Annotated in this window: 18 protein-coding genes; 4 read left to right on the top strand and 14 right to left on the bottom strand. The window is 70.5% G+C overall.

The annotated features are described in order from the left end of the window. Window positions 1-59: 59 nt before the first annotated feature. The 5 genes from ACFXP5_RS09375 to ACFXP5_RS09355 all read right to left on the bottom strand — a co-directional run bounded on the left by ACFXP5_RS09375 (window position 60) and on the right by ACFXP5_RS09355 (window position 6,978). On the bottom strand, window positions 60-1,439 hold the full coding sequence (locus ACFXP5_RS09375) for an amidohydrolase (RefSeq protein ID WP_394544427.1): 1,380 nt from the start codon (window positions 1,437-1,439) through the stop codon (window positions 60-62). Continuing rightward, window positions 1,439-2,509, bottom strand: a complete 1,071-nt coding sequence (locus ACFXP5_RS09370; RefSeq protein ID WP_394544426.1) for an ABC transporter substrate-binding protein — start codon at window positions 2,507-2,509, stop codon at window positions 1,439-1,441. The genes ACFXP5_RS09375 and ACFXP5_RS09370 overlap by 1 nt, the downstream gene beginning before the upstream one ends. Before the next feature lie 175 nt (window positions 2,510-2,684). Continuing rightward, window positions 2,685-3,278: a helix-turn-helix domain-containing protein gene (locus ACFXP5_RS09365; protein ID WP_394544424.1), complete on the bottom strand. Its 594-nt coding sequence runs from the start codon at window positions 3,276-3,278 to the stop codon at window positions 2,685-2,687. A gap of 26 nt (window positions 3,279-3,304) precedes the next feature. Then, window positions 3,305-6,163, bottom strand: coding sequence for a molybdopterin-dependent oxidoreductase (locus ACFXP5_RS09360; protein WP_394544423.1), 2,859 nt, complete (start codon window positions 6,161-6,163; stop codon window positions 3,305-3,307). Beyond that, window positions 6,160-6,978 carry an FAD binding domain-containing protein gene (locus ACFXP5_RS09355; RefSeq protein ID WP_394544422.1) on the bottom strand — a complete coding sequence of 273 codons (819 nt, stop codon included), beginning with the start codon at window positions 6,976-6,978 and terminating at the stop codon, window positions 6,160-6,162. Before ACFXP5_RS09355 ends, ACFXP5_RS09360 begins: the two co-directional genes overlap by 4 nt. A gap of 169 nt (window positions 6,979-7,147) precedes the next feature. Here ACFXP5_RS09355 and ACFXP5_RS09350 point away from each other — a divergent pair, with 169 nt between their 5' ends. Beyond that, window positions 7,148-7,306, top strand: coding sequence for a DUF2188 domain-containing protein (locus tag ACFXP5_RS09350; RefSeq protein WP_394527916.1), 159 nt, complete (start codon window positions 7,148-7,150; stop codon window positions 7,304-7,306). Between the two features lie 19 nt (window positions 7,307-7,325). Here ACFXP5_RS09350 and ACFXP5_RS09345 read toward each other — a convergent pair whose 3' ends face one another. The 7 genes from ACFXP5_RS09345 to ACFXP5_RS09315 form a co-directional block, all read right to left on the bottom strand. After that, a complete protein-coding gene (locus ACFXP5_RS09345; protein WP_394544421.1) occupies window positions 7,326-8,267 on the bottom strand; it encodes a nucleoside hydrolase in 942 nt (313 codons plus the stop codon). A gap of 133 nt (window positions 8,268-8,400) precedes the next feature. After that, entirely contained in the window at window positions 8,401-9,753 is a 1,353-nt protein-coding gene (locus ACFXP5_RS09340) for an 8-oxoguanine deaminase (protein WP_394544420.1), read from the bottom strand. Then, entirely contained in the window at window positions 9,753-10,517 is a 765-nt protein-coding gene (locus ACFXP5_RS09335) for a nucleoside phosphorylase (protein ID WP_394527913.1), read from the bottom strand. The genes ACFXP5_RS09340 and ACFXP5_RS09335 overlap by 1 nt, the downstream gene beginning before the upstream one ends. A 249-nt stretch (window positions 10,518-10,766) precedes the next feature. Further along, window positions 10,767-11,288, bottom strand: coding sequence for an SRPBCC domain-containing protein (locus ACFXP5_RS09330; RefSeq protein ID WP_394544419.1), 522 nt, complete (start codon window positions 11,286-11,288; stop codon window positions 10,767-10,769). Beyond that, window positions 11,285-11,860, bottom strand: a complete 576-nt coding sequence (locus ACFXP5_RS09325) for an ArsR/SmtB family transcription factor (protein WP_394544418.1) — start codon at window positions 11,858-11,860, stop codon at window positions 11,285-11,287. Before ACFXP5_RS09325 ends, ACFXP5_RS09330 begins: the two co-directional genes overlap by 4 nt. A 54-nt stretch (window positions 11,861-11,914) precedes the next feature. Next, the gene (locus tag ACFXP5_RS09320; RefSeq protein WP_394527910.1) at window positions 11,915-12,403 is read right to left on the bottom strand and encodes a nucleoside deaminase; all 489 of its coding nucleotides are present in this window, start codon (window positions 12,401-12,403) and stop codon (window positions 11,915-11,917) included. Beyond that, window positions 12,400-13,440, bottom strand: a complete 1,041-nt coding sequence (locus ACFXP5_RS09315) for an XdhC family protein (protein WP_394544417.1) — start codon at window positions 13,438-13,440, stop codon at window positions 12,400-12,402. Before ACFXP5_RS09315 ends, ACFXP5_RS09320 begins: the two co-directional genes overlap by 4 nt. An 84-nt stretch (window positions 13,441-13,524) precedes the next feature. On the opposite strand from ACFXP5_RS09315, the gene ACFXP5_RS09310 reads away from it, so the two are divergent. Further along, entirely contained in the window at window positions 13,525-14,094 is a 570-nt protein-coding gene (locus ACFXP5_RS09310; RefSeq protein WP_394544416.1) for a nucleotidyltransferase family protein, read from the top strand. 2 nt (window positions 14,095-14,096) lie between these two features. Here the strand turns inward: ACFXP5_RS09310 and ACFXP5_RS09305 are convergent, their stop codons facing one another. Beyond that, the gene (locus ACFXP5_RS09305) at window positions 14,097-15,023 is read right to left on the bottom strand and encodes an NAD(P)-dependent oxidoreductase (protein ID WP_394544415.1); all 927 of its coding nucleotides are present in this window, start codon (window positions 15,021-15,023) and stop codon (window positions 14,097-14,099) included. Between the two features lie 198 nt (window positions 15,024-15,221). Between ACFXP5_RS09305 and ACFXP5_RS09300 the strand changes: the two genes are divergently transcribed. Beyond that, complete coding sequence (locus ACFXP5_RS09300) at window positions 15,222-17,105, top strand: tannase/feruloyl esterase family alpha/beta hydrolase (RefSeq protein ID WP_394544414.1); 1,884 nt, start codon at window positions 15,222-15,224, stop codon at window positions 17,103-17,105. A 56-nt stretch (window positions 17,106-17,161) separates the two neighbouring features. On the opposite strand, the gene ACFXP5_RS09295 is transcribed toward ACFXP5_RS09300, so the two are convergent. Further along, on the bottom strand, window positions 17,162-17,950 hold the full coding sequence (locus tag ACFXP5_RS09295; protein ID WP_394544412.1) for an IclR family transcriptional regulator: 789 nt from the start codon (window positions 17,948-17,950) through the stop codon (window positions 17,162-17,164). A gap of 217 nt (window positions 17,951-18,167) precedes the next feature. On the opposite strand from ACFXP5_RS09295, the gene ACFXP5_RS09290 reads away from it, so the two are divergent. Then, entirely contained in the window at window positions 18,168-19,415 is a 1,248-nt protein-coding gene (locus ACFXP5_RS09290; protein WP_394527904.1) for an ABC transporter substrate-binding protein, read from the top strand. The last annotated feature ends 8 nt before the right edge of the window (window positions 19,416-19,423 follow it).

Below are 19,423 nucleotides of genomic sequence, written 5' to 3'. Positions count from 1 at the left end.
GGTTCGGATGGTGGGTCGAGCGTATTCAGGCCGTGTTACAGCCGGTCACCGCTCCCGTGTCAGCCGTGGAAGAGTCCGCTCGGATCTTCTTGGGCGTCCAGCCACGCGGAGCGGCGGGCGAACAGATCGGGCACCAGGGAGCGCACCCGAGCGATGAGTTCGCCGAGGTCGGCGTTCACGAGCCGGCCGTCGCGCACGACGACGTCGCCGTCGACCATCGTGAGGTCGACGTCCGAGCCGCGTACGGCGTGCACGAGGTTGTGGTGGATGTTCGCGTACCCGCCGCTGGGCAGCAGCGGCGTCATGCGCGGGGTGTCGGTGCGGACGGCGACGACATCGGCCTTGAAGCCGGGGGCGATCGCGCCCAGCTCGCCCGCGCGTCCGATCGCGGCCGCTCCTCCCCGGGTGGCCATGTGCAGCACCTGCCACGAGTCCATGGCGGCGGCGTCCATCGTCCGGAGCTTGCCGAGGAGGGAGGCCACCTTCATCTCCTCGAACATGTCGAGGTTGTTGTTCTCCTTCTCCCCGTCGGTGCCGAGTCCGACCTCGACGCCGGCCGCGATCATCTCGGCGACCGGCGCCATACCGCTCGCGAGCTTCATGTTCGACACCGGGTTGTGCGAGACTCCGACACCGCGGTCGGCGATGAGCTGCACTTCGGCCGGGTCGAGCCAGACGGCATGGGCGATCATCGCCTTCGGGGTGTCGAAGAACCCGAGCTTCTCGAGAGCGAACATCGGCCGCACGCCGTAGCGCGAGACGAAGTCGGCGACTTCGATCTCGGCCTCGCTGCAGTGGGTGTAGATGCCGGTGTCGTACTCGTTCGCCAGGGCGATGGCGCGCTGCTGGCCCGCAGCGTCGGCGTAGAAGGGGTGCTCGAGACCGACCCAGGGCATGATGCGCCCGTTCGCGGCGCCCGTCCATTCCCGCAGCATCCGCTCGTTGTCATCGAGGGTGTCGAAGTAGTCGAAGTCGGGGTGCGCGCCGACGTAGTTCACCGTCACGACGCGGTTTCCGAGGGTGGATGCTGCGCGCGCGGCGCCGTCCATGTACCGCCACATGTCGACCACCGTGGTGGTTCCCGACAGGAGCCCCTCCGCGTAGCAGAGCCAGGCGGCGGCCTCGGCTTCCTCGGCGGTGAGCACCCGGTGCATCGGGTCGATGTGCAGGCGCAGCCACTCCCACACCGGGAGGTGCTCGGCCGTGCCGCGCAGCATCCCGGAGTGGTGGTGGGCGTTCACCAGCCCGGGCAGGAGCACGCGATCGGGCAGGTCGATGCGGGCGGCGGCGGGGTAGCGGGCCTCGAGGTCGGCGCGCGGGCCCACCGCGACGATGGTGTCGCCCTGCACGGCGACGGCGGCGTCGGTCAGAACCGTGCGCCGGTCATCCATCGTGACGATGATGTCGGGCGTGAGCAGGGTCGTCGGGAGCGCGCCCATCACTGCTGGTACGCCACGAGATCGGGGTTCTCGGCGTAAACCTCGTCGAGCAGGCTGAGGTCGAACAGGTCGGCCGCGCTCAGCTCGTACCCCGCGGTCGCGAGGCTCGCGAGGGTCTGCTCCTGCAGGTCGTCCGAGATCGTGAAGAGTCCGTTCTTCGCGGTCTCCTCCGAGACGACGAGCAGCTCCGCCTGCGCGGTGGCGCTCGCGGTCGAGCTCTCGAGGTCGAGGCCGAGGTCGGAGCCGTACTCCTGGACGGCGAGCTGTGCACCGGTGCTCGGGTCGGCCACCGCGTCGGTCCATCCTCGGATCTCGGCGGTGAGGAACGCCTTGAGCGCGTCGCGATCAGCGGCGATGGTCTCATCGGTCGCGGTGACGACGTGACCCACGAACGGCAACCCGTTGTCGGCGAAGAGCAGGTCGGTGACCTCCAGGCCCTGCAACTCGATGGTCACGGACTGGCTGGTCACGAAGGCGATGAGCCCGTCGACCTCGCCCGTGGTCAGCGGTGCCGGGTCGTACTGCACCGGCACGATCTCGACCTCGGCCGGGTCGATGTCGTTCGCGGCCAGGAAGGCGTCGAAGACAGCGCGGTTGGAGTCCTGGACGCCGATCTTCTTGCCGATCATGTCCTGGGGCGTCGTGATGTCGGCACCGTCGGTGAGCGAGGCGATCGTGAAGGGGTTCTTCTGGAAGGTGGCACCGATGACCTTCAGTGGCGCCCCCTCGTTCGCGACCGCGGCGCCGACCGACAGCGCGTCGGTGAGCGACAGGTCGGCGGTACCGGACAGCAGCTCCGGGACGCCGCTCGAGGGTCCGGGAACGAGCTGCACGCCGGCGAGTCCCGCGTCGGCGTAGTACCCCTCGCTGTCGGCGATCAACTCGCCGGACCACTCCTCGTTCAGGATCCAGCTGAGCTGCACGGTGAGTTCGCCCAGGTCGCCGGCGGGCGACGTGCTCTCGCCGGGGGAGGAGGAATCGGCTCCGGCGCACGCCGAAAGTAGCAGGGCGCCGACGGCGACGGCCGCTCCCGCGGCGAGGCGGCGCAGCATGGGTCGTTTCGAGGTCATCGGGTCTCTCCCTCTCCCGCGGCTGCCCCCGATACACGGGTGCGCGGCGGAACTCGGTCATCGCAGCGGGTGATGCGACGGGACGCGGCGTGCCGTCCTGAGACCGATAGTAAATAACTATCGTTGATTGCAAATAGCGATCGGGTTACAAGGTTGTTTCGTGGAGCTCCGAAGATCAGGAGTCGCCGGCATAGACCAGCAGGATGCGCACCGGATCGTCGCCGACGACCGACCAGCGGTTGCGCAGCGCCCCGGGGTGGGCGATCGCGTCGCCCGCGCCGAGCTGCCATTCCCCCCGACCCTCGATCGTGACCGTGATCCGCCCGGCCACGACGTACACGGTGAGGTCGCCGTCGGATTCGAACCAGTCGCCCATGTACTGGCCCGGTTCGATGCGGTACTCCTGCACCGTGGCCGAGCGCGCGTCGGCCGAGGAGATCACGCGGTGCACGCCCGCGTTCGCGACGTCGGCGATGGGCGCCCACGGGCCGGCATCCGCCCGGGAGAGGTGGATCACCTCCGGCTCGGGCATCGCGGGCAGAAGCGCGGAGGGCGAGATCCCCAGCACTTTCGCGATCCGGTAGAGCGTGGCGAGCGAGGGCATCGTCTGGCCGTTCTCGATCGTGCTCAAAAAGGGCTGGCTGATGTCGGCCGCCGTCGCCAAGGCCCGCATCGAGAGTTTGCGCCCGGTGCGCGCCTCACGGATCGCGCGCCCGAGCGATTGCCCGATGAAGGCGTCGTCGGGGGCATCGGGGCGGGCGTCGGGCACGCGCTCCACGATAGGTGTTGGCGCGGTCATGCCGGCCCGGTGGTCACCGGCAGCGTCTGGGCGAGCCGCCACACGCGGTCGCGCGAGAAGGGCTGCTCGAAGCCGCGCACCCCGAGGGCGCGCGCGATCGCGTTGCCGACCGCGGGGGCGACCGGGTTGTAGGGCGACTCGCTCATCGACTTCGCCCCGAAGGGACCGACCGAGTCGTCGGTGTCGGCGAAGTACACCTCGGTGTCGGGGATGTCGGCGAACTGCGGAACGCGGTAGGTGCGGAACATCGGGTTCTGCACCCGACCGTCCGGCTGGATGTAGACCTCTTCGTAGAGGGCGCTGCCGAGCCCCTGGGCGGCTCCGCCCTCGATCTGGCCGCGGCACTGCTCGGGGTTGAGCACGACCCCGGCGTCGGCGGACTGCACCGACTGCAGCACCCTCACCGTGCCGGTCTCGACGTCGACCGCCACGCGCACCGCGTGCACGTTGAAGGCGAGCGAGCGCAGCTCGCCGAATTCCGCCCCCTCGACCCGCAATCCTTCCTCGGTGTTCTCCGGGGCGGCGTCGACGAGCTCGGCGAAGCGCACGAGCCGGTCGCCGACCTGCACGCCGTCGGGGGTGAGCACGGGCTCTGGCCCGCCAGCATCCGTCGAACCGACATCCCCCCGTCGAGTCGACACCTTCTCGGCGTCGGCAGCGTGTGGGTTCGGCGAGAACGTGTCGACTCGGCGCTGGGACCCGGCGATCTCGGCGCCGAGGTGCAGCAGGCGGTCGCGCAGAGTCGAGGTGGCCGCGTGCAGAGCCTTGCCGGCGACGGTGATCCCCGCCGAGGCGAACGCGCCGGTGTCGTGCGAGACGAGGTCGGTGTCGGCGCTCAGCAGCTCGAGGCGATCGAAGGATGCTGACAGGTCGGTCGCCGCGATCTGGCGGAGCACGGTCGTGGTGCCGTTGCCGAACTCGGCGGTGCCCGCGCGCAGCACGAAGGTGCCGTCGCGCCGGAGGGTCGCGGAGGTATGGGCGATGTGGCCACGCGGGGCCATCGTGGCAATCATCGCGATCGCCATGCCCTCGCCCACGCGCCAGTTCGCCCCGGCGGGGGCGGCGACGCCGTTGCCCCGCCGCAGCGCGGTCTGGGCGAGGTCGAGGCACTGGTCGAGGCCGTAGCTGCCCCAGACCATGTCCTCCTCGTAGCGGTCGTCCTCTTCGTGGTGCAGGGGGTCGCCCTCGCGGACGGCATTGATCCGGCGCAGCTCGAACGGGTCGATACCGAGCCGTTCGGCGAGCATGTCCATCGCGGATTCCACGCCGAGCATCACCTGGCCGAGGCCGTAGCCGCGGAAGGCGCCCGAGGGCACGTTGTTCGTGTAGACCACCTCTGCGTCGACCCGACGCACCGGAACGCGGTAGACGCTCGTCGACTCGGCGACCCCGTGGAACATCACGCCGATCGCGTGGTTGCCGTAGGCGCCGGTGTCGCTGAGCACGTCGACCTTCATCGCGGTGAGCACGCCGTCGGCGGTGGCGCCGAGGCTCACCGCGACCCGCATCGGGTGCCGCAGCGCGGTCCGCTGGAACTCCTCGGTGCGCGACAGCTCGTAGGCGACCGGGCGCCCGGTGCGCAGCACCGCGAGGGCGACGAGGTCTTCCGCGAAGATCTCCTGCTTGCCGCCGAAGCCGCCGCCCACGCGCGCGGTCAGCACGCGGATACGGGACGGGTCGAGGTCGAAGATTCGGGCGAGCTCATCGCGCGTGAGGAACGGCACCTGGGTGCTGGCGCGGATGACGAGGCGGCCGTCGTCGTCGAGCCAGCCGACGGCACCGTGCGTCTCGAGCTGGGCGTGCGACACCCGGGCGGTGCGCCAGGTTCCGCTCACCGACACGGCGCTCGCCGCCAGGGTGGCATCGGCGTCGCCGCCCTTCTCGTCGTGCAGGGCGACGACGACGTTGCGATCGGCTTCCGCCACGCGGTCTTCGGGCGCGCGATCGGGATGAAGCAGGGGAGCCCCGGGGGTGCGCGCCTCCTCCGGGTCGAAGACCGCCGGCAGCACCTCGTACTCGACGCGGATCGCGCGGCAGGCGGCTTCCGCAGCGGCGGCGGTTTCGGCGACGACGGCCGCCACGCGCTGGCCGATGAAGCGCACGGTGTCATCCAGCATCCGCGTGTCGTCGGGGTCGTCGGTGCGGTGCTCGTGGCGTCCGGTCGAGTACAGGACGTCGGGCACGTCTTCGTGCGTGAAGACCGCGACGACGCCCGGGATGCTGCGGGCCGCCGTCGTGTCGAGGGAGAGGATGCGCGCATGGGCGTGCGGGGAGCCGAGCACCCGCAGGGTCAGGGCGCCGGGCACCGGCTCGTCGAAGGTGAACGGCTCGAGCCCCTGCACGATGCGGCGGGCTGCGGGAGGAGCCGGCGAGGCGCCGACGCCGTCGCCGGCCACGCGGCTCGGTCCGGTCTCGCGCACCGCGCCGAGCACGGACTCCCGGATCGCCTCGCGGATGGGCCGGTAGCCCGTGCACCGGCACAGGTTGCCCTTCATCTTCCGGTCGAGGTCGGGAAGGTCGTCGGGGCCGAGGGTGGAGGCGGTGACCGCCATGCCGGCGGTGCAGAATCCGCACTGGAAGCCGAAGCCGGCGGCCAGTGCCTCCTGCACGGGGTGGAGGTCGTCTCCCGGGGCGAGCCCGGCCGCGGTGGTGACCTCGTGGCCGTCCAGCCGCATCGCGGGGATGATGCACGAGTGCACCGGTTCGCCGTCGAGCAGCACCGAACAGGCGCCGCAGTCGCCGGCGTCGCACCCCTTCTTGACCTCGGAGTGCCCGTGTTCGCGCAACAGGGTGCGCAGCGACTGCCCGGGGCGGGGATCCGCCTCGACCTCGGCGCCGTTCACGTCGAATCTCACGCCGCCTCCAGTTCGCTGCGGATGCGCTCGGCCAGCACGAGGCTGACGCCGCGCCGCCAGTCGGCGGGGCCGAGGGGATCGCTGTAGTAGCCGGATGCTGTGCCCACCGCGGCCGCGAGGTCGGCAGCATCCGGAAGCCGCGGGAAACGCAGCACGGTGGGCGCGCGGGTCGCGGCGGTGATGCCGAACACGCTCGCGCCGTCGGGGTCGATGCGGCCGGTGACGACGGCACCGGACCGGCCGAGTTCGGCGAGGGCGATCTTGTGGAGCACGAGGCGCGAGCGCAGCGCGTGCGCGGGGATCTCGATGGCGCGCAGCACTTCGCCCGGGGCGAGGGCGTTCTCCTGGTTGCCCGTGACGAGGTCGGCGACCCGCACGCGGCGCTCGCCGCCGCCGGGCATCCACACCTCGGCGACCGCGTCGAGCCCCGCGGCGAACGAGGTCATCGCTCCCGCGGCGAAGGACTGGCAGATGTTTCCGCCGACGGTCGCGGTGCGCCAGATCTTGAATCCCGCGAGCAGGGCGTTCGCAGCATCCGGAACCCTCGCGACGGCCGTCCACTCGACGGGAACCTCCGGGCTCTGCGCCCACGAGACGAACCGCGCGATCGTGCAGGTCGCACCGATGCGCAGGCCCTCGGGAGTGACCTCGAGATCGGGCCAGTCGAGGGTGGTGAGATCCACGAAGCCGGTGGCGCCGGGCTGCGGTTCGCTCATCAGCCATGTGCCGCCGCCGAGGAAGATCTCACCCGGGGCGAGCGTCAGGTCGGCGCGCGTGCGCGCGCGGCGGAAGCTCGTGACGGTGTTGATGTCCACGCTGGCCCCCTCTGCTGGAGGATCAGTCAATCACCCGCGCATTACTCGGATGTTTCTCAGACGAACATCGGTGTCAGGTCGCGATGAGGAGGCGTGTGCGACAAACGTCCAGTGTCGGACGCGGCGCCCCCCGGTAGAAAGGGATCTCCCATCGAGCAAGGAGATCGTGATGCCCGAACGAGAGATCGAGACGTTCCACCAGGACGGTGCTTGGTACATCCGGGCGGACGGCGAAAAGGGAGCCATCGGCCCGTTCACCTCGAAGGCCGAGGCCCTCGAGGCGGGCCGCGACGAGCCGCGTCACGAGCGCCACGACCGCCACAGCTGAGGTCGGCGCCCGTCGCGGGTCAGTCCGCCGCCAGCATCCCGAGCATCGCATCCACGAAGCGCTCGCGGTCGATGCTCTCGATCGCCGTCGCATTGGCCGGCGGAGCGACGGCCCGCCAGTCGAAGACCGTGGCGCCACGGGTGAGTTCGCCCTGCAGTTCGACGGCCACGAAATAGCCGTTCTCCTCGAGAACCAGCGACGGCTCGAGGGCGACCAGCACCGAAAGCGAATCGCAGTGGATCGATCCGCCGACACCCACGGCGACGTCGAAGTCGAAGGTCTTCTGATTCGCGGTGACGAAGAAGGCGCTGCGACGGGTGCCGAGGGCGCGGATGCGGTCGATCATCGCGGCATCGAAGACGGCATCGCGCAATGACAGGGGATCCCAGGTCACGAAGCGCACGGAGCGGAAGCCCGCGTCGAGCACGATCTGCGCGGCTTCCGGGTCGACGTAGATGTTGTACTCGGCCGCGGCGGTGATGTTGCCGCGGGCGTTGATCGAACCGCCCATGATCACGAGCTCCGCGATGTTCGCGGCGAACTCCGGATCGCGCTTCACGGCCAAGGCGATGTTGGTCAACGGCCCGATGGCCACGATCTTGAGCTCGCCGGCGTGTTCCTTCGCGAGACGCACGAGGGCTTCCTCGGCCGGCTCGCTCGACGAGGTCTCGGTGCCCTCGCGCCGCTGACCGCCCACGCCGTCGCCGTGCACGTCGGTGGCGCTCGCCCACTCGCGCTCGAGCGGCTGCCGCGCACCCAGGTGCACCGCAACGTCGGCGCGTCGCCCGACGACCTCGAGCGTGAGGAAGGCGTTCTCGACCTGCTGCTCGAACCCGACGTTGCCGGCCACCATCGTGATCGCCCGCAGATCGGCGCGCGGGTCGGTCAGCCCGATCATGAGAGCGAAACAATCGTCGGCGGCCGTATCGGTGTCGATGACGAGCGGGATGCGAGGGGTCATTCGGGTCGTTCACTTCCGTCGGAGAATTGCACCAAGGTCGGAGGATTCCGCGCCGATGCTCCGACGTTCGTCGAAGTCTCCGACGCGGGTGAGCGGATGCTGCGCGCAGCGGCGGCGGCATTCGATCGGGCGCTCATAGCCGCCCCGCCAGTTCGCGCGACGCGGCGGCCACCTCGGCGGCGATGACGGGCTCCTCGGCGGTGACCAGCATCCCGTCCTCGACGACGCTGCGGCCATTCACGAACAGGCGCGCCACGGGCGGCATCGAGGCGAGTCCGAGCGCGGCCACGGGGTCGAGCAGGCCGGCGTGCTCCACCCCGTCGATCCGCCACACCGCGATGTCGGCGAGTTTGCCGACCTCGAGCGAACCGATCTCGGCCTCCCGCCCGAGCAGCCGCGCACCGCCGATCGTCGCGATCCGCAGCCCGTCGCGCACCGAGAACGAATCCGATCCCGTGCGCAGGCGGTTCATGAGCACGGCCTCGCGGATCTCGGGTCCGAGCTGCCCCGACTCGTTCGACGCCGAACCGTCCACGCCCAGACCCACGGGCACCCCGGCCTTCAGCATGTCGTGCACCGGCGCGATCCCGGCGGCCAACCGCGCGTTCGACGAGGGGCAGTGGGCGACACCCGTTCCCGTCTCGGCATACCGCGCGATCCCGGCGGGGTCGAGACGCACCGCGTGCGCCATCCAGACGTCCTCGCCGAGCCAGCCGAGGTCGCCGAGATGATCGGTGGGCGTCTTGCCGAAGGTGGCCAGGCAGTACTCGTCCTCCTCGGCGGTCTCGGAGGCGTGCGTGTGCAGCCGCACATCGAGCGACCGCGCCAAGACGGCCGCTTCACGCAGCAGATCCTCCGTCACGGAGAACGGCGAGCAGGGAGCGACGGCGACCCGCACCATCGAATCGAACGACCGATCGTGATAACGCTCGACCGCTTCCTGCGAGGCGCGGAGCGCAGCATCCGTCGACTCCACCGCGAAGTCCGGCGGCAGCCCGCCCTGGGATTGCCCGCGGTCCATCGAACCGCGCGTCGCGTGCAGCCGCACGCCGATGCGAGCGGATGCTTCGACGATCGCGCCGACGAGGTCGCCGCCGCCTCGGGGGAACACGTAATGGTGATCGCCCACCGTGCTGCACCCAGAACGGGCGAGCACCGCCATCGCGCCGGCGGCGCCGGATCCGACCAGACCCGCGTCGATCCGCGCCCAGAGCGGGTACAGCGACGTGAGCCAGTCGAACAGGATGCTGTCCTGGGCATACCCCCGGGTCAGCCACTGGTAGAGGTGGTGGTGGGTGTTGATCAGCCCGGGAGTGACGAGGCACCCGCGGGCATCGACGACGGCAGCGCCCTCGCGCCACGGGGCGGGAGCCGCACCGGGGCCGACGGCGACGATGCGCTCGTCCTCGAACACGACGTGACCGCCGTCGAACTCGGACCCCGCGACCGTGGTCACGTACCCGCCCTCGATGATGGTGCGCGTCATCACAGCTCCAGCTCGACCGCGGTCTCGAGGGCGGCCTCGATCGAGCGCATCCAGCCGCCCTTCAGCGCCGCGTTCTTGTCGGAGTACAGCGAATCGCCGTCGACGAGGTTGCTCGAGCACGCGCAGATCATTCCTGCCCGCAGGCCCCGCAGGCGCGCGACGACGTACATCGCCGACGCCTCCATCTCGATGTTGAGGATTCCCATGCCGCTCAGCTGGGCGATGAGCTCGGGAGTCTCGGCGTAGAAGGCATCGCTGCTCGTGCTGATGCCGGTGAAGGAGCGAGTGCCGGATGCTGCCGCGATGCGCTCGGCTTGGCGGCTCAGCTCGAGTGTCAGCCCGAGATCGGGAATCGCCGGGAACCCGCGCGGAACGTACGCGTCGGTGGTGCCGTCGTTGCGCAGGCTCCCCTCGCTCACGAGCAGATCGCCCGGCGCGACGCCGGGCTGCAGCCCCGCGGAGCTGCCCACCCGGATGAAGGAGGTGACGCCGACGCGAGCCAGCTCCTCGACGGCGATCGCCGTGGACGGACACCCCATCCCGGTCGAGGTCGCGGTGATGTGCCGACCCTTGTACCACCCCGTCATGGTGCGGTGCTCGCGGTTGTGCGCGACCTCGGTGACGTCGGTGAGGAACTCCGCGACGAAGGGCACCCGGAACGGATCGCCGGGCAGCAGCGCCACGGTGGACACCTCACCGGGGGCGATGCCGATGTGGTACTGGCGTTCGTTCAGACCGACCTGGGATTTGTCGACGGTGGACATGGCTTTCTCCTTCGAGGATGCAGTGACGGATGTCGCCGCAGTCCCCGCCCTGAGCAGGCCCCGACCCGCGCGGGCCGGCCATGGTGATAGGACACGCAGTCCCCCCAGCCTAAGCAGGCCCTGTTACCGCGGTGTTTCGCCGGGGCCGCGCTGCCCGCTACCGCGGCCCGCCACCGCGCTCCTCGCCACCGCGGCCCGCCACCGCGCTCCTCGCCACCGCGGCCGCGCTCCCGGCCGCGTCAGCCGAGATCACCGCACCGAGGCGGGGAACCGGGTCGCGACGTTGTCGAGGATCGCGCCGAGGCTCGCGACCATCTCGTCGAAGAACTCGTTCTCCCACTCCGCGCCGTTCCCGTAGGCACTGGTGACGACGCGCAGCACGCACGTCCCGCCGGATCCGGCCTCGATGAGGAACTCCGTGGCGATCGGGGAGACGTGGGTCAGGCCTTCGTAGACCTCCGACAGCGGCACGCCGATGCTCTCGAACCACTGCGCCATGCCGGGTGCCAGGTTCTCCGGCTCCTCGGCGATGGGCCACGGCTCCTCGAAGGCGAAACGCGCGTCGGGCTCGTAGGCCGTGACCACGCCGGTGGAGGTGACGTCGCCGAGGTCGAAGGTCACGGCGCCGCCCACCCGGGGCTCGAGGTTCGTGGGCAGCATCCAGGAGGTGAGACCCTCGGCGGTCGCGATGACCTCCCACACCTGCTCGGGGGTGGCGATCACCTCGTAGGTGCGCTCCGCCCGGTGTTCGATCCGCTCTGATCTGTTCATGACGACTCCTTCGGTTGGGGGTAGGACGAGACGGTCAACCGATGCGGCCGCCCCTCGTCGTGGTGGTACTCGGCGACCAACGCCGCAATCGCCGATTGGAGGTCGACGGCGAACGCGGCCCGATCGCTCGGGGATGCGAAACCGATGACGGTGTCCAGGGTCAAGGTGGGTACGCGCGTGTCGGGGGGAGCGCCCGTGGTGATGGCCCCCACCTCGGACACTGCTCGGGCGTTCACGGCGATGAGAAAGGCGGCGGACAGCCGGTCGGCGACCTGGTCGGGGTCGAGGCTGATGTTCTGCAGGACGCTCGGCGAAACGACGAGGTAGCGGGCCGAACGCTGGACGAACCGCTCGGTGATGCCGCCCCAGGTGCGCGTCTCCACCGGCTCCACGAGGCCATGCGTCTCCAGCGCCTTCAGGTGGTAGTTCACCTTCTGACGCGTCGAGCCGATCGCCGTGGCGATCGTGGAGGCCGACCCCGGTTCGCTCAGCGCGTCGAGGATCGCCGACCGCATCGGATCGAGCGCCACCTCCACTGCGGCACTGTCTTCGAGCACTCGGATGTCATCCATGCGCTCACCGTAGGCCTTGACGATTTAATTTGTCAAGGCCTCGAACGCGTGCAGCTACCTCCAGAAACCGGCGTGCACCTCGCGGGCGCCGGCCACTTCCACGGGGCCGACGACCTCGATCGCGCGGCCACCGCGGGCGAACACCTCGCGGCACGGCAACGCCATCGTCGGCACGCCTTCCTGCTCGCGCACCATCTCGATGAGCGCATCCTCGCTGAGCGCGTAGACGACCCGCCCGATACCCGACCAGTAGATCGCCCCCGCGCACATCGCGCAGGGTTCGGTGCTCGTGTAGAGGGTGGCGGCCGCGAGTTCGACGGCTTCCAGCGTCGCTGCCGCGCGGCGGACGAGGTTCGTCTCGGCGTGGCCGGTGGGATCGTGCTCGGTGAGCACGGAGTTCATCCCCTCGACGATCGTGCCCGCGGGCGTGACCACGATCGCACCGAAGGGGTGATCGCCGCGGTCTCGGGCTGCGCGCGCGAGCGCGATCGCCTGGTCGAGGTAGGCGCGATCGGTCTCGGCGGCGGTGTCGGGGAGGGTCATCGGGCTGCTCCTTCGAAGTCGGTCGCGCACGTGGGCGCAGCGGTCCGGCGGTGCAGGGGGCCGTCACCGTCGCGCAGGGGAGCGCCCGAGCCGCCGTGACGTGCGGCCACGATCTCGGCGAGCGCCGCGATCGCAGACTCCTCCGGACTCACGCCACCGAGGTCGAGACCGAGCGGGCTGCGCAGGCGCGCCACCTCCTCGTCGGTGACCCCGGCCGCCCGCAGCAGCACCTCTCGGTGCGCCACCGTGGACCGAGCCCCCAACGCGCCGACGAAGCCCACGCCCAGGCGCAGCGCACGGGCGATCGCGGGCACGTCGACGCGCTCGTCGTGTGTCAGTACACACACCGCCGCGCGCTGCGGTGACGCCCCCACGAGCGTTTCCAGCTCGTCGGCGGGGGTCGCCACGACGAGCAGCTCGGCCGAGGGGAAGCGTTCCGGGGTGACGAGCCGTTCCCACACATCGCACACGGCGACGAAGAACCCTGCTGCGCTCGCGACGCGGGCGAGGGCCATGGCGTGCTCGCCCGCACCGATCACCACCAACCGTGGGCGGGGGAGATGAACGACGGCGAGCATGTCGGTGGCGAGCGTGCGGGTGGTCTCGGCCGCGCCCGGCTCGAGGGGCACCGTCCGGCCCATGGCTGCTCCACCGAGCACGATTCCCACGGCGGTCGGGAGGTCGGCGTCCGCCGCCTCGAGAGCGCCGATCGCCACCTCGTCGTCGGGGGTGACGCGATGCACGATCACCTCGACACTGCCTCCGCACGCGAGGCCCGCGGCGTGCGCGGCATCGTCGGTGAAGCCGAGCGTCGCGCGCCGCGGGAGGCCCGTCGCGAGCACTTCGGTCGCGAGCAGCACGGCGTCGCCCTCGACGCATCCGCCCGAGATGGATCCGATCACCTCGCCCGCTCCGGTCACAGCCATGGCGGCGCCGGCTCCGCGCGGTGCACTGCGGGCGACCCGGGCCACGGTGACGACGGCGACGGCCTCACCGCGACGCAGCAGCGGCAGCAGCTCTCGGGCGAGTTCCAGCATCCCTTCACGGTAGTCGCGTCGTGTTTCCTGCTCGCTACGCGGCGGTGGGGACCGGCTGCACGGGGGCGGGGCTAGGGTGGCGCGATGAGCGAGTCGGGCGGCATCTGCGGGATCGTGCTGGCGGCCGGTGCCGGCACCCGGTTCGGCGGTCCGAAAGCCCTGGCCCGCACCGCCGGGGGTGAGTCATGGCTCACCCTCGCCGTGGAGGCGCTCACCGACGGAGGATGCGACGAGGTGGTGGTCGTGGTGGGGGCGGGAGCGGATGCTGCCGCCGCCCTCGTTCCCTCGTCCGCCCGGACGGTGATCGCCGCCGACTGGGGGGCGGGGATGTCGCGGTCGTTGCGCGCGGGCCTCGATGCAGCGCGCGGAGCTCGGGCGGTCGTCGTCGTGCCCGTCGACACTCCCGAACTGCCCGCGTCGGCGGTCGAGCGTGTCATCGCGGCGGCGGGGATCGCGGATCTCCGTTCGGCGCTCGTGCGCGCGCGCTACGACGGGAGGCCCGGGCATCCGGTGCTGCTGGGGTCGGTGCACTGGCCGGCTCTCACCGCGGAACTCGTCGGAGACGCGGGCGCCGGTTCCTTCCTCGACGGGCGGCCCGTGACGGACGTCGAGTGCGCCGACCTCTGGTCGGGCCGCGACCTCGACCGGCGCTGAGCTCAGCCCTCGAGCACGACGTTGAGCGGCGGCTCGTCCGCCAGCATCCGCTCGATCTGGTTGCGCACCAGTCGGGTGATCCGCGACCGCATCGCGCTCGAGTCACCGCCGACGTGGGGAACGATGAGTGCGCCCGGCAGCGCCCACAGCGGGTGGTCGGAGGGGAGCGGCTCGGGATCGGTCACGTCGAGCGCGGCGCGCAGGCGACCGTTTCGCACCTCGGCGACCAGCGCGTCGGTGTCGATGAGCGGACCCCGGCCGACGTTGACGATGAGCGCGCCGTCGGGAAGCGCTGCGAGCGCCGCGGCGTCGAGCACGTGCCGCGTGCTGTCGCCACCGGGGAGCGAAGCGATCAGCACCTCGGTGCTCGCCAGGACGTCGTGCAGATCAGCGAGGGCGCGCACGGTGACGCCGTCCTCTTCGCGTGCCCGGGTCGCCACCGCGGTGAGCTGCACCTCGAAGCCCTGCAGACGGGCGGCGATGGCCTTGCCGACACCGCCGAAGCCGAGCAGTGTCACCCGGCGGTCGGCCAGGCTCTCGGCAAAACGCGGCCGCCATTCGTGCTCGTCCTGCGCGCGCACGAACTCGGGGATGAGCCGCTGCGCGGCCACGGCCAGGGCGACGGCGAGTTCACCGGTCGAGCTCTCGTGCACAGTGGCGGCGTTGGCGAACGGGACACCCGCGGGGACGTGCTCGGCGACCCCCTCGTACCCGATCGACTGGCTCTGCAGCAGGCCGACCTCGACGCCGTCCAGGTGAGCGAGGGCCGCCGTCAGGTTCGCGTGCGGACCGACCACCATGTCGAAACGGTCGCGGGGCGCGTCGTCCGTCATCGGCCAGACCACGACCTCCACTCCCGCGGGGAGGGGGGCGAGGTCGCCGGCGAGCTGGTCGTTGGGAACGGAGATCACGAGTTCGGAGCGGGCCATCCTCCGACGCTACACGGGGCCGCTGTTCCGCTATCGGGAACACTCGGCTCCCGCGTTCGAGTCGGCGGAACACCGTCGCCGCCAAGGGCGCAGACGAAACCAGACCGTAATGGCCGCGTGACCGGTTCGATGACGGCCGACGAGAAGAATCCGTTTCGACGCTCCACGTCCGTCGAACGCTTCAGGATGGGATCCCCGATGAAAAAGACAAGACCGATGATGATCGCGGCGGTGATCGCCGCCGCGTTGGTGGCCGTGCCGACGCCGTCTTTCGGAGCGGCAGCGCCGTTCCCACCAGAGGAACAGCCCGCGGCCGTCGCGGCCATCACCGACGCGCAGTGTTCGGCACGAACGGGGTCGGAGATCACGGCGAGCGACGACGATGCCGAGGGTGCAGCGAGCGCGGTCACGGCGACCATCGTGACGGCGACCATCATCACGACGGCATCGGGCGACCTCGCCTGCTCGCTTTCGGGGGTGATCGAGGGGCGGGTCGGATACACGGTGCAACTTCCCCTGACCGATTGGAACGGCCGCTACTTCCAGACCGGCTGCGGCGGCTTCTGCGGTTACACCCCCATCGCGAGCTGCGCTGACGCGCTCACCGCGGGCTTCGCGGTCGGGGCGGAGGACTCCGGTCACGTCGACCCGCGCGGCGGGGCGGAGTGGGCGCTGGACAACCCGCAGGCCGAGGCGGACTGGGGCTATCGCTCCCCGCACCTGCTCGCCGTCGTCGCCGACGCGCTGATCGTGGAGGTCTATGGCCAGGCCGCCGACACGACCTATTTCCAGGGCTGCTCGACGGGGGGTCGCCAGGCGTTGAGTGAGGCTCAGCGGTACCCCGACGACTTCGACGGCATCGTCGCGGGTGCCCCCGCCCTCTACCAGAACTACCTCGCGGTGCTCTCGCAGGGCGGTTTCGAAAAAGCCAACCGTCGCGCGGACGGCACGGCCATTCTGACCACGACGGCGATCGCGACCCTCTCCGCCGCCGTGCAGCAGGCCTGCGGCGGTGTCGGTGGGGTTATCAGCGACCCGATCGGCTGCGACTTCTCGCCGGCGACGCTGCAGTGCGCCGACGGGGTGGTCGGGGCGGATTGCCTGACGGCCGAGCAGGTGCAGACCGTCCAGCGCCTGTACTCGGCCCCGGTGGCCGAGGACGGCACTGTCCTCTACCCCGGCGGCGTGCCGCTCGGCTCCGAAGCCCTGTGGCGGGGTTCGACGGTGAGCTCGGATGCATCCCTCTCGGGCAGCGGGTCGTACGCCCAGAACGTGCTCCGCTACCTCGCCTTCCCGGACGATCCCGGCTCGACATACGCCCTGAGCGACTTCGATCCGAGCACGCAATACCGACAGCTGGACGCCCAGGCCGAGATCTACAACGCGCAGGATCCCGACCTGTCGGCCTTCGCCGAGGGCGGTGGCAAGCTCATCCTCTACCACGGCCTCGCCGACCCGCTCATCACGCCGTATGGCACGATCGACTATTTCGAGTCGGTCGTCGAACGCGACGGCGGCGCTGCGGTGACCGACGAGTACGCCCGGCTGTTCCTGCTGCCCGGTGTCGGACACTGCACGGGTGGACCCGGCGAATCCACCGTCGACTGGTTGGCGTCGATCGTCGACTGGGTCGAAGACGACATCGCTCCCGCGTCGGTGACCGCCGAGCGCCAGGCGGCCGGTCAGGTCGTCAGCAGCCGAGTGATCGACCCGTTCGTTTCGGGTTCCGCAGATGAGCGCATCTCGGTGTGGTTCGCCGGGGCTCGGGCGGCGGCGCCCGTCGACCCGCCCGTCGACCCGCCCGTCGACCCTGAAGACCCGCCCGTCGACCCCGAGCCGACCGATCCTGACGGTGGCGGGGGAGAGCCGCAACCTTCCCCGAGCGGCTCGCCCGACCCGACGGCAGGACTGCCGACTGCCGGGAGTGACGCGGACGGCGGTTCGGATGCTGCGACGCGCGGCGCGCTCGCGGGAACCGGCTCCGAGGTGGCGTGGCCGCTGATCGGCGGCGGAGCGCTGGCGCTCACGGTGGGAGCCGCTGCGCTGATCCTTGCAACACGCGCGCGACGCCGAACGACCTGACCGCGGATCGCCGAACAGAGGGTGGCGCAGCAACGACTGCGTCACCCTCTGGCGCGTCAGGGGACGATCTCTCCCCGCTGGATGGTGCGCAGTCGCTCTCCCGCGTCGGCGGCCGCCGAGGTGACGAGCTCGGCCAGGGCGAAGTGGTCGGCGGAACCGAGACGGTCGACGAGATAGGCGACCGAGAGCGACCCGACCGGCACGCCCTCCAGGTCGAAGACGGGTGCCGCGATGCTGCTGGAGAAGCGCACGCGTTCTCCGGCCGTGTGCGCCCACCCCCGCTCGCGGATCTCCGCCAGGCGTGCCCGGATCCCGGCGTCGTCGGTCACGGTGGCGCTCGTGTACTCCGAGCGGTGCGAGCTCAGGATGTAGTCCACGTCCGTGGGGTCCATGAAGGCCAGGATGCTGAGCCCGCTCGCTCCCGACCAGAGCGGCACGGTCTCCCCGAGGCGGATCGTGATGCGGATGGGATTGGTGCTGACCACCTGCCCGACGTACTGCCGGTGGTGTCCGAAGCGCTCCGTGAGGGTCGTGGTCTCCCCCGTCACGCGCGCCAGGTGCGAGATGACCGGCATCCCCGCAGCCCTCAGATCGTTGCGCTCTGCGGCGAGGCGCCCGAGCGCGAAGGCTGCGGGGCCGAGCGTGTAGCGACGCTGCTCCGGCACGTACGTGACGAGGTGGGTCTCCACCAGCGACTGCAGGATGCGGTGCACCACGGCCTTGCTCAAGCCGCACGTGCGAGCGATCTCGGACACGCCCAGCGGGCCGGCTGCCCCGCCGAAGGCGAGCAGCACCTGGGCCACGCGGGTCGTCGTGGAGACGGGAGATTCGGTTGGTGTGGACATCGCTACCCTTCGTCGGGCTCGAGCGTAGCGAGCCGTTTCGTTGGACGGAACGGCTGGAAGCGATTTCCGAGCACGAGAAACAAACTGTTCACAATTGGGCAACGGGGGGCCGGAAATCGGGGCGTAACGTCCCTCGTGTTCCACCCGAATGTTCAGCAATCGTTCCGCACAGAGAAACAGTGTCGCTGGACGGAACACCCCTACTTGAGGAGACCACGTGAGAACCGGAACTAGGATCGCCACCGCAACCGCGGGGCTGGTGGCGGGGGCTTTCGTCCTCGCCGCCTGCGCCGGGTCAGCCGTCGGAAGCGCTGCGCCGGAATCGAGCGAGAGCGTCGATGAGATCGTGATCGGAGCCTTGCATCCGCTGAGCGGCGCGAACGCGGCGGACGGTCAGCAGATGAGCAACGCCGCGCAGATGGCCGTCGACGCGATCAACGAGGCCGGCGGCATCGAGTCGCTCGGCGGTGCTCAGCTCGTCCTCGAGGCAGCCGATACCCGCGGTGAGCCCGAGACCGGCCAGAGCGAGGCGACCCGTCTCATCCAGGAGGGTGCCGCGGCACTGGTGGGTTCGTACCAGAGCGGTACGAGTGCGAACATCGCCTCGGTGTCCGAGCGCAGCGGCGTGCCTTTCGTCATGGACGTGTCGGCCCTGGACTCGATCCTCCAGCAGGGCTACACCTACTCGTTCCGCATCCAGCCGTCCGCGAGCATGATGGGCTCGCAGAGCGCCGATTACCTCGCCGAGATCAGCGAGGCGAGCGAGACCCCCGTCACCCGGGTCGGCTACCTGTACGAGCAGGGCAACTTCGGCGAGTCGGCCTACCTCGCCTTCGCCGCCCAGGCCGAGCAGCACGGCATCACGGTGGATCCGGCGATCAGCTACGACCCGGCCTCGAGCGACCTGTCCACTCAGGTGCAGCAGGTCGCAGCGTCGGGCGCCGAGGTTCTCGCGGTGTCCGGGTACTACAACGACGGTCTCGCGATCGCGCGCGCGGTCAGCTCCATCGCGCCCGACATCGACGCGGTCTTCGGCGTGGCGAACGGCGGCTACGACCAGCCCCGCTTCGTGACGGACGCCCCCAACGGCGGCGAGAACTACTTCGACTCGAACTACCACTGGGACGTCACCAACGAGGCCTCGCTCGCGCTGGCCGAGCAGTACCAGGAAGAGTTCGACGAGCCGATCCGAACCAGCGCCGTGCTGACCTACGACGCGGTGATGTTGATCGCCCAGGCGATCGAGGAAGCGGGATCGAGCGACCCGGCCGCCATCCGTGACGCGATCGCCGAAACGACCTACGAGCCTCTCGTCGTCAACGACGGACCGGTGTCCTTCGACGAGACCGGACAGAACACGAACGCCTCGGTCGTCGTCATGCAGGTGCAGGACGCGAAGGTGCTGCAGGTGTTCCCGGAGGATCTCGCCGAGGCCCCGTTCGTCTACCCCGCCCCCGTGGGCTGACGCGAGGA

This window comes from Microbacterium hanjuni, from assembly GCF_043556395.1.
Lineage (GTDB): Bacteria > Actinomycetota > Actinomycetes > Actinomycetales > Microbacteriaceae > Microbacterium.
This window is presented reverse-complemented; position numbering and strand designations above follow the sequence as displayed.

Bases quoted from the DNA above. Each gene is read 5' to 3' on its own strand.
- ACFXP5_RS09300 (WP_394544414.1), top strand. From the start codon at position 15,222: ATGAAAAAGACAAGACCGATGATGATCGCGGCGGTGATCGCCGCCGCG.
- ACFXP5_RS09325 (WP_394544418.1), bottom strand. From the start codon at position 11,860: ATGGATGACATCCGAGTGCTCGAAGACAGTGCCGCAGTGGAGGTGGCG.
- ACFXP5_RS09320 (WP_394527910.1), bottom strand. From the start codon at position 12,403: ATGACCCTCCCCGACACCGCCGCCGAGACCGATCGCGCCTACCTCGAC.
- ACFXP5_RS09315 (WP_394544417.1), bottom strand. From the start codon at position 13,440: ATGCTGGAACTCGCCCGAGAGCTGCTGCCGCTGCTGCGTCGCGGTGAG.
- ACFXP5_RS09345 (WP_394544421.1), bottom strand. From the start codon at position 8,267: ATGACCCCTCGCATCCCGCTCGTCATCGACACCGATACGGCCGCCGAC.
- ACFXP5_RS09335 (WP_394527913.1), bottom strand. From the start codon at position 10,517: ATGTCCACCGTCGACAAATCCCAGGTCGGTCTGAACGAACGCCAGTAC.
- ACFXP5_RS09350 (WP_394527916.1), top strand. From the start codon at position 7,148: ATGCCCGAACGAGAGATCGAGACGTTCCACCAGGACGGTGCTTGGTAC.
- ACFXP5_RS09370 (WP_394544426.1), bottom strand. From the start codon at position 2,509: ATGACCTCGAAACGACCCATGCTGCGCCGCCTCGCCGCGGGAGCGGCC.
- ACFXP5_RS09295 (WP_394544412.1), bottom strand. From the start codon at position 17,950: ATGTCCACACCAACCGAATCTCCCGTCTCCACGACGACCCGCGTGGCC.
- ACFXP5_RS09375 (WP_394544427.1), bottom strand. From the start codon at position 1,439: ATGGGCGCGCTCCCGACGACCCTGCTCACGCCCGACATCATCGTCACG.
- ACFXP5_RS09330 (WP_394544419.1), bottom strand. From the start codon at position 11,288: ATGAACAGATCAGAGCGGATCGAACACCGGGCGGAGCGCACCTACGAG.
- ACFXP5_RS09305 (WP_394544415.1), bottom strand. From the start codon at position 15,023: ATGGCCCGCTCCGAACTCGTGATCTCCGTTCCCAACGACCAGCTCGCC.
- ACFXP5_RS09310 (WP_394544416.1), top strand. From the start codon at position 13,525: ATGAGCGAGTCGGGCGGCATCTGCGGGATCGTGCTGGCGGCCGGTGCC.
- ACFXP5_RS09340 (WP_394544420.1), bottom strand. From the start codon at position 9,753: ATGACGCGCACCATCATCGAGGGCGGGTACGTGACCACGGTCGCGGGG.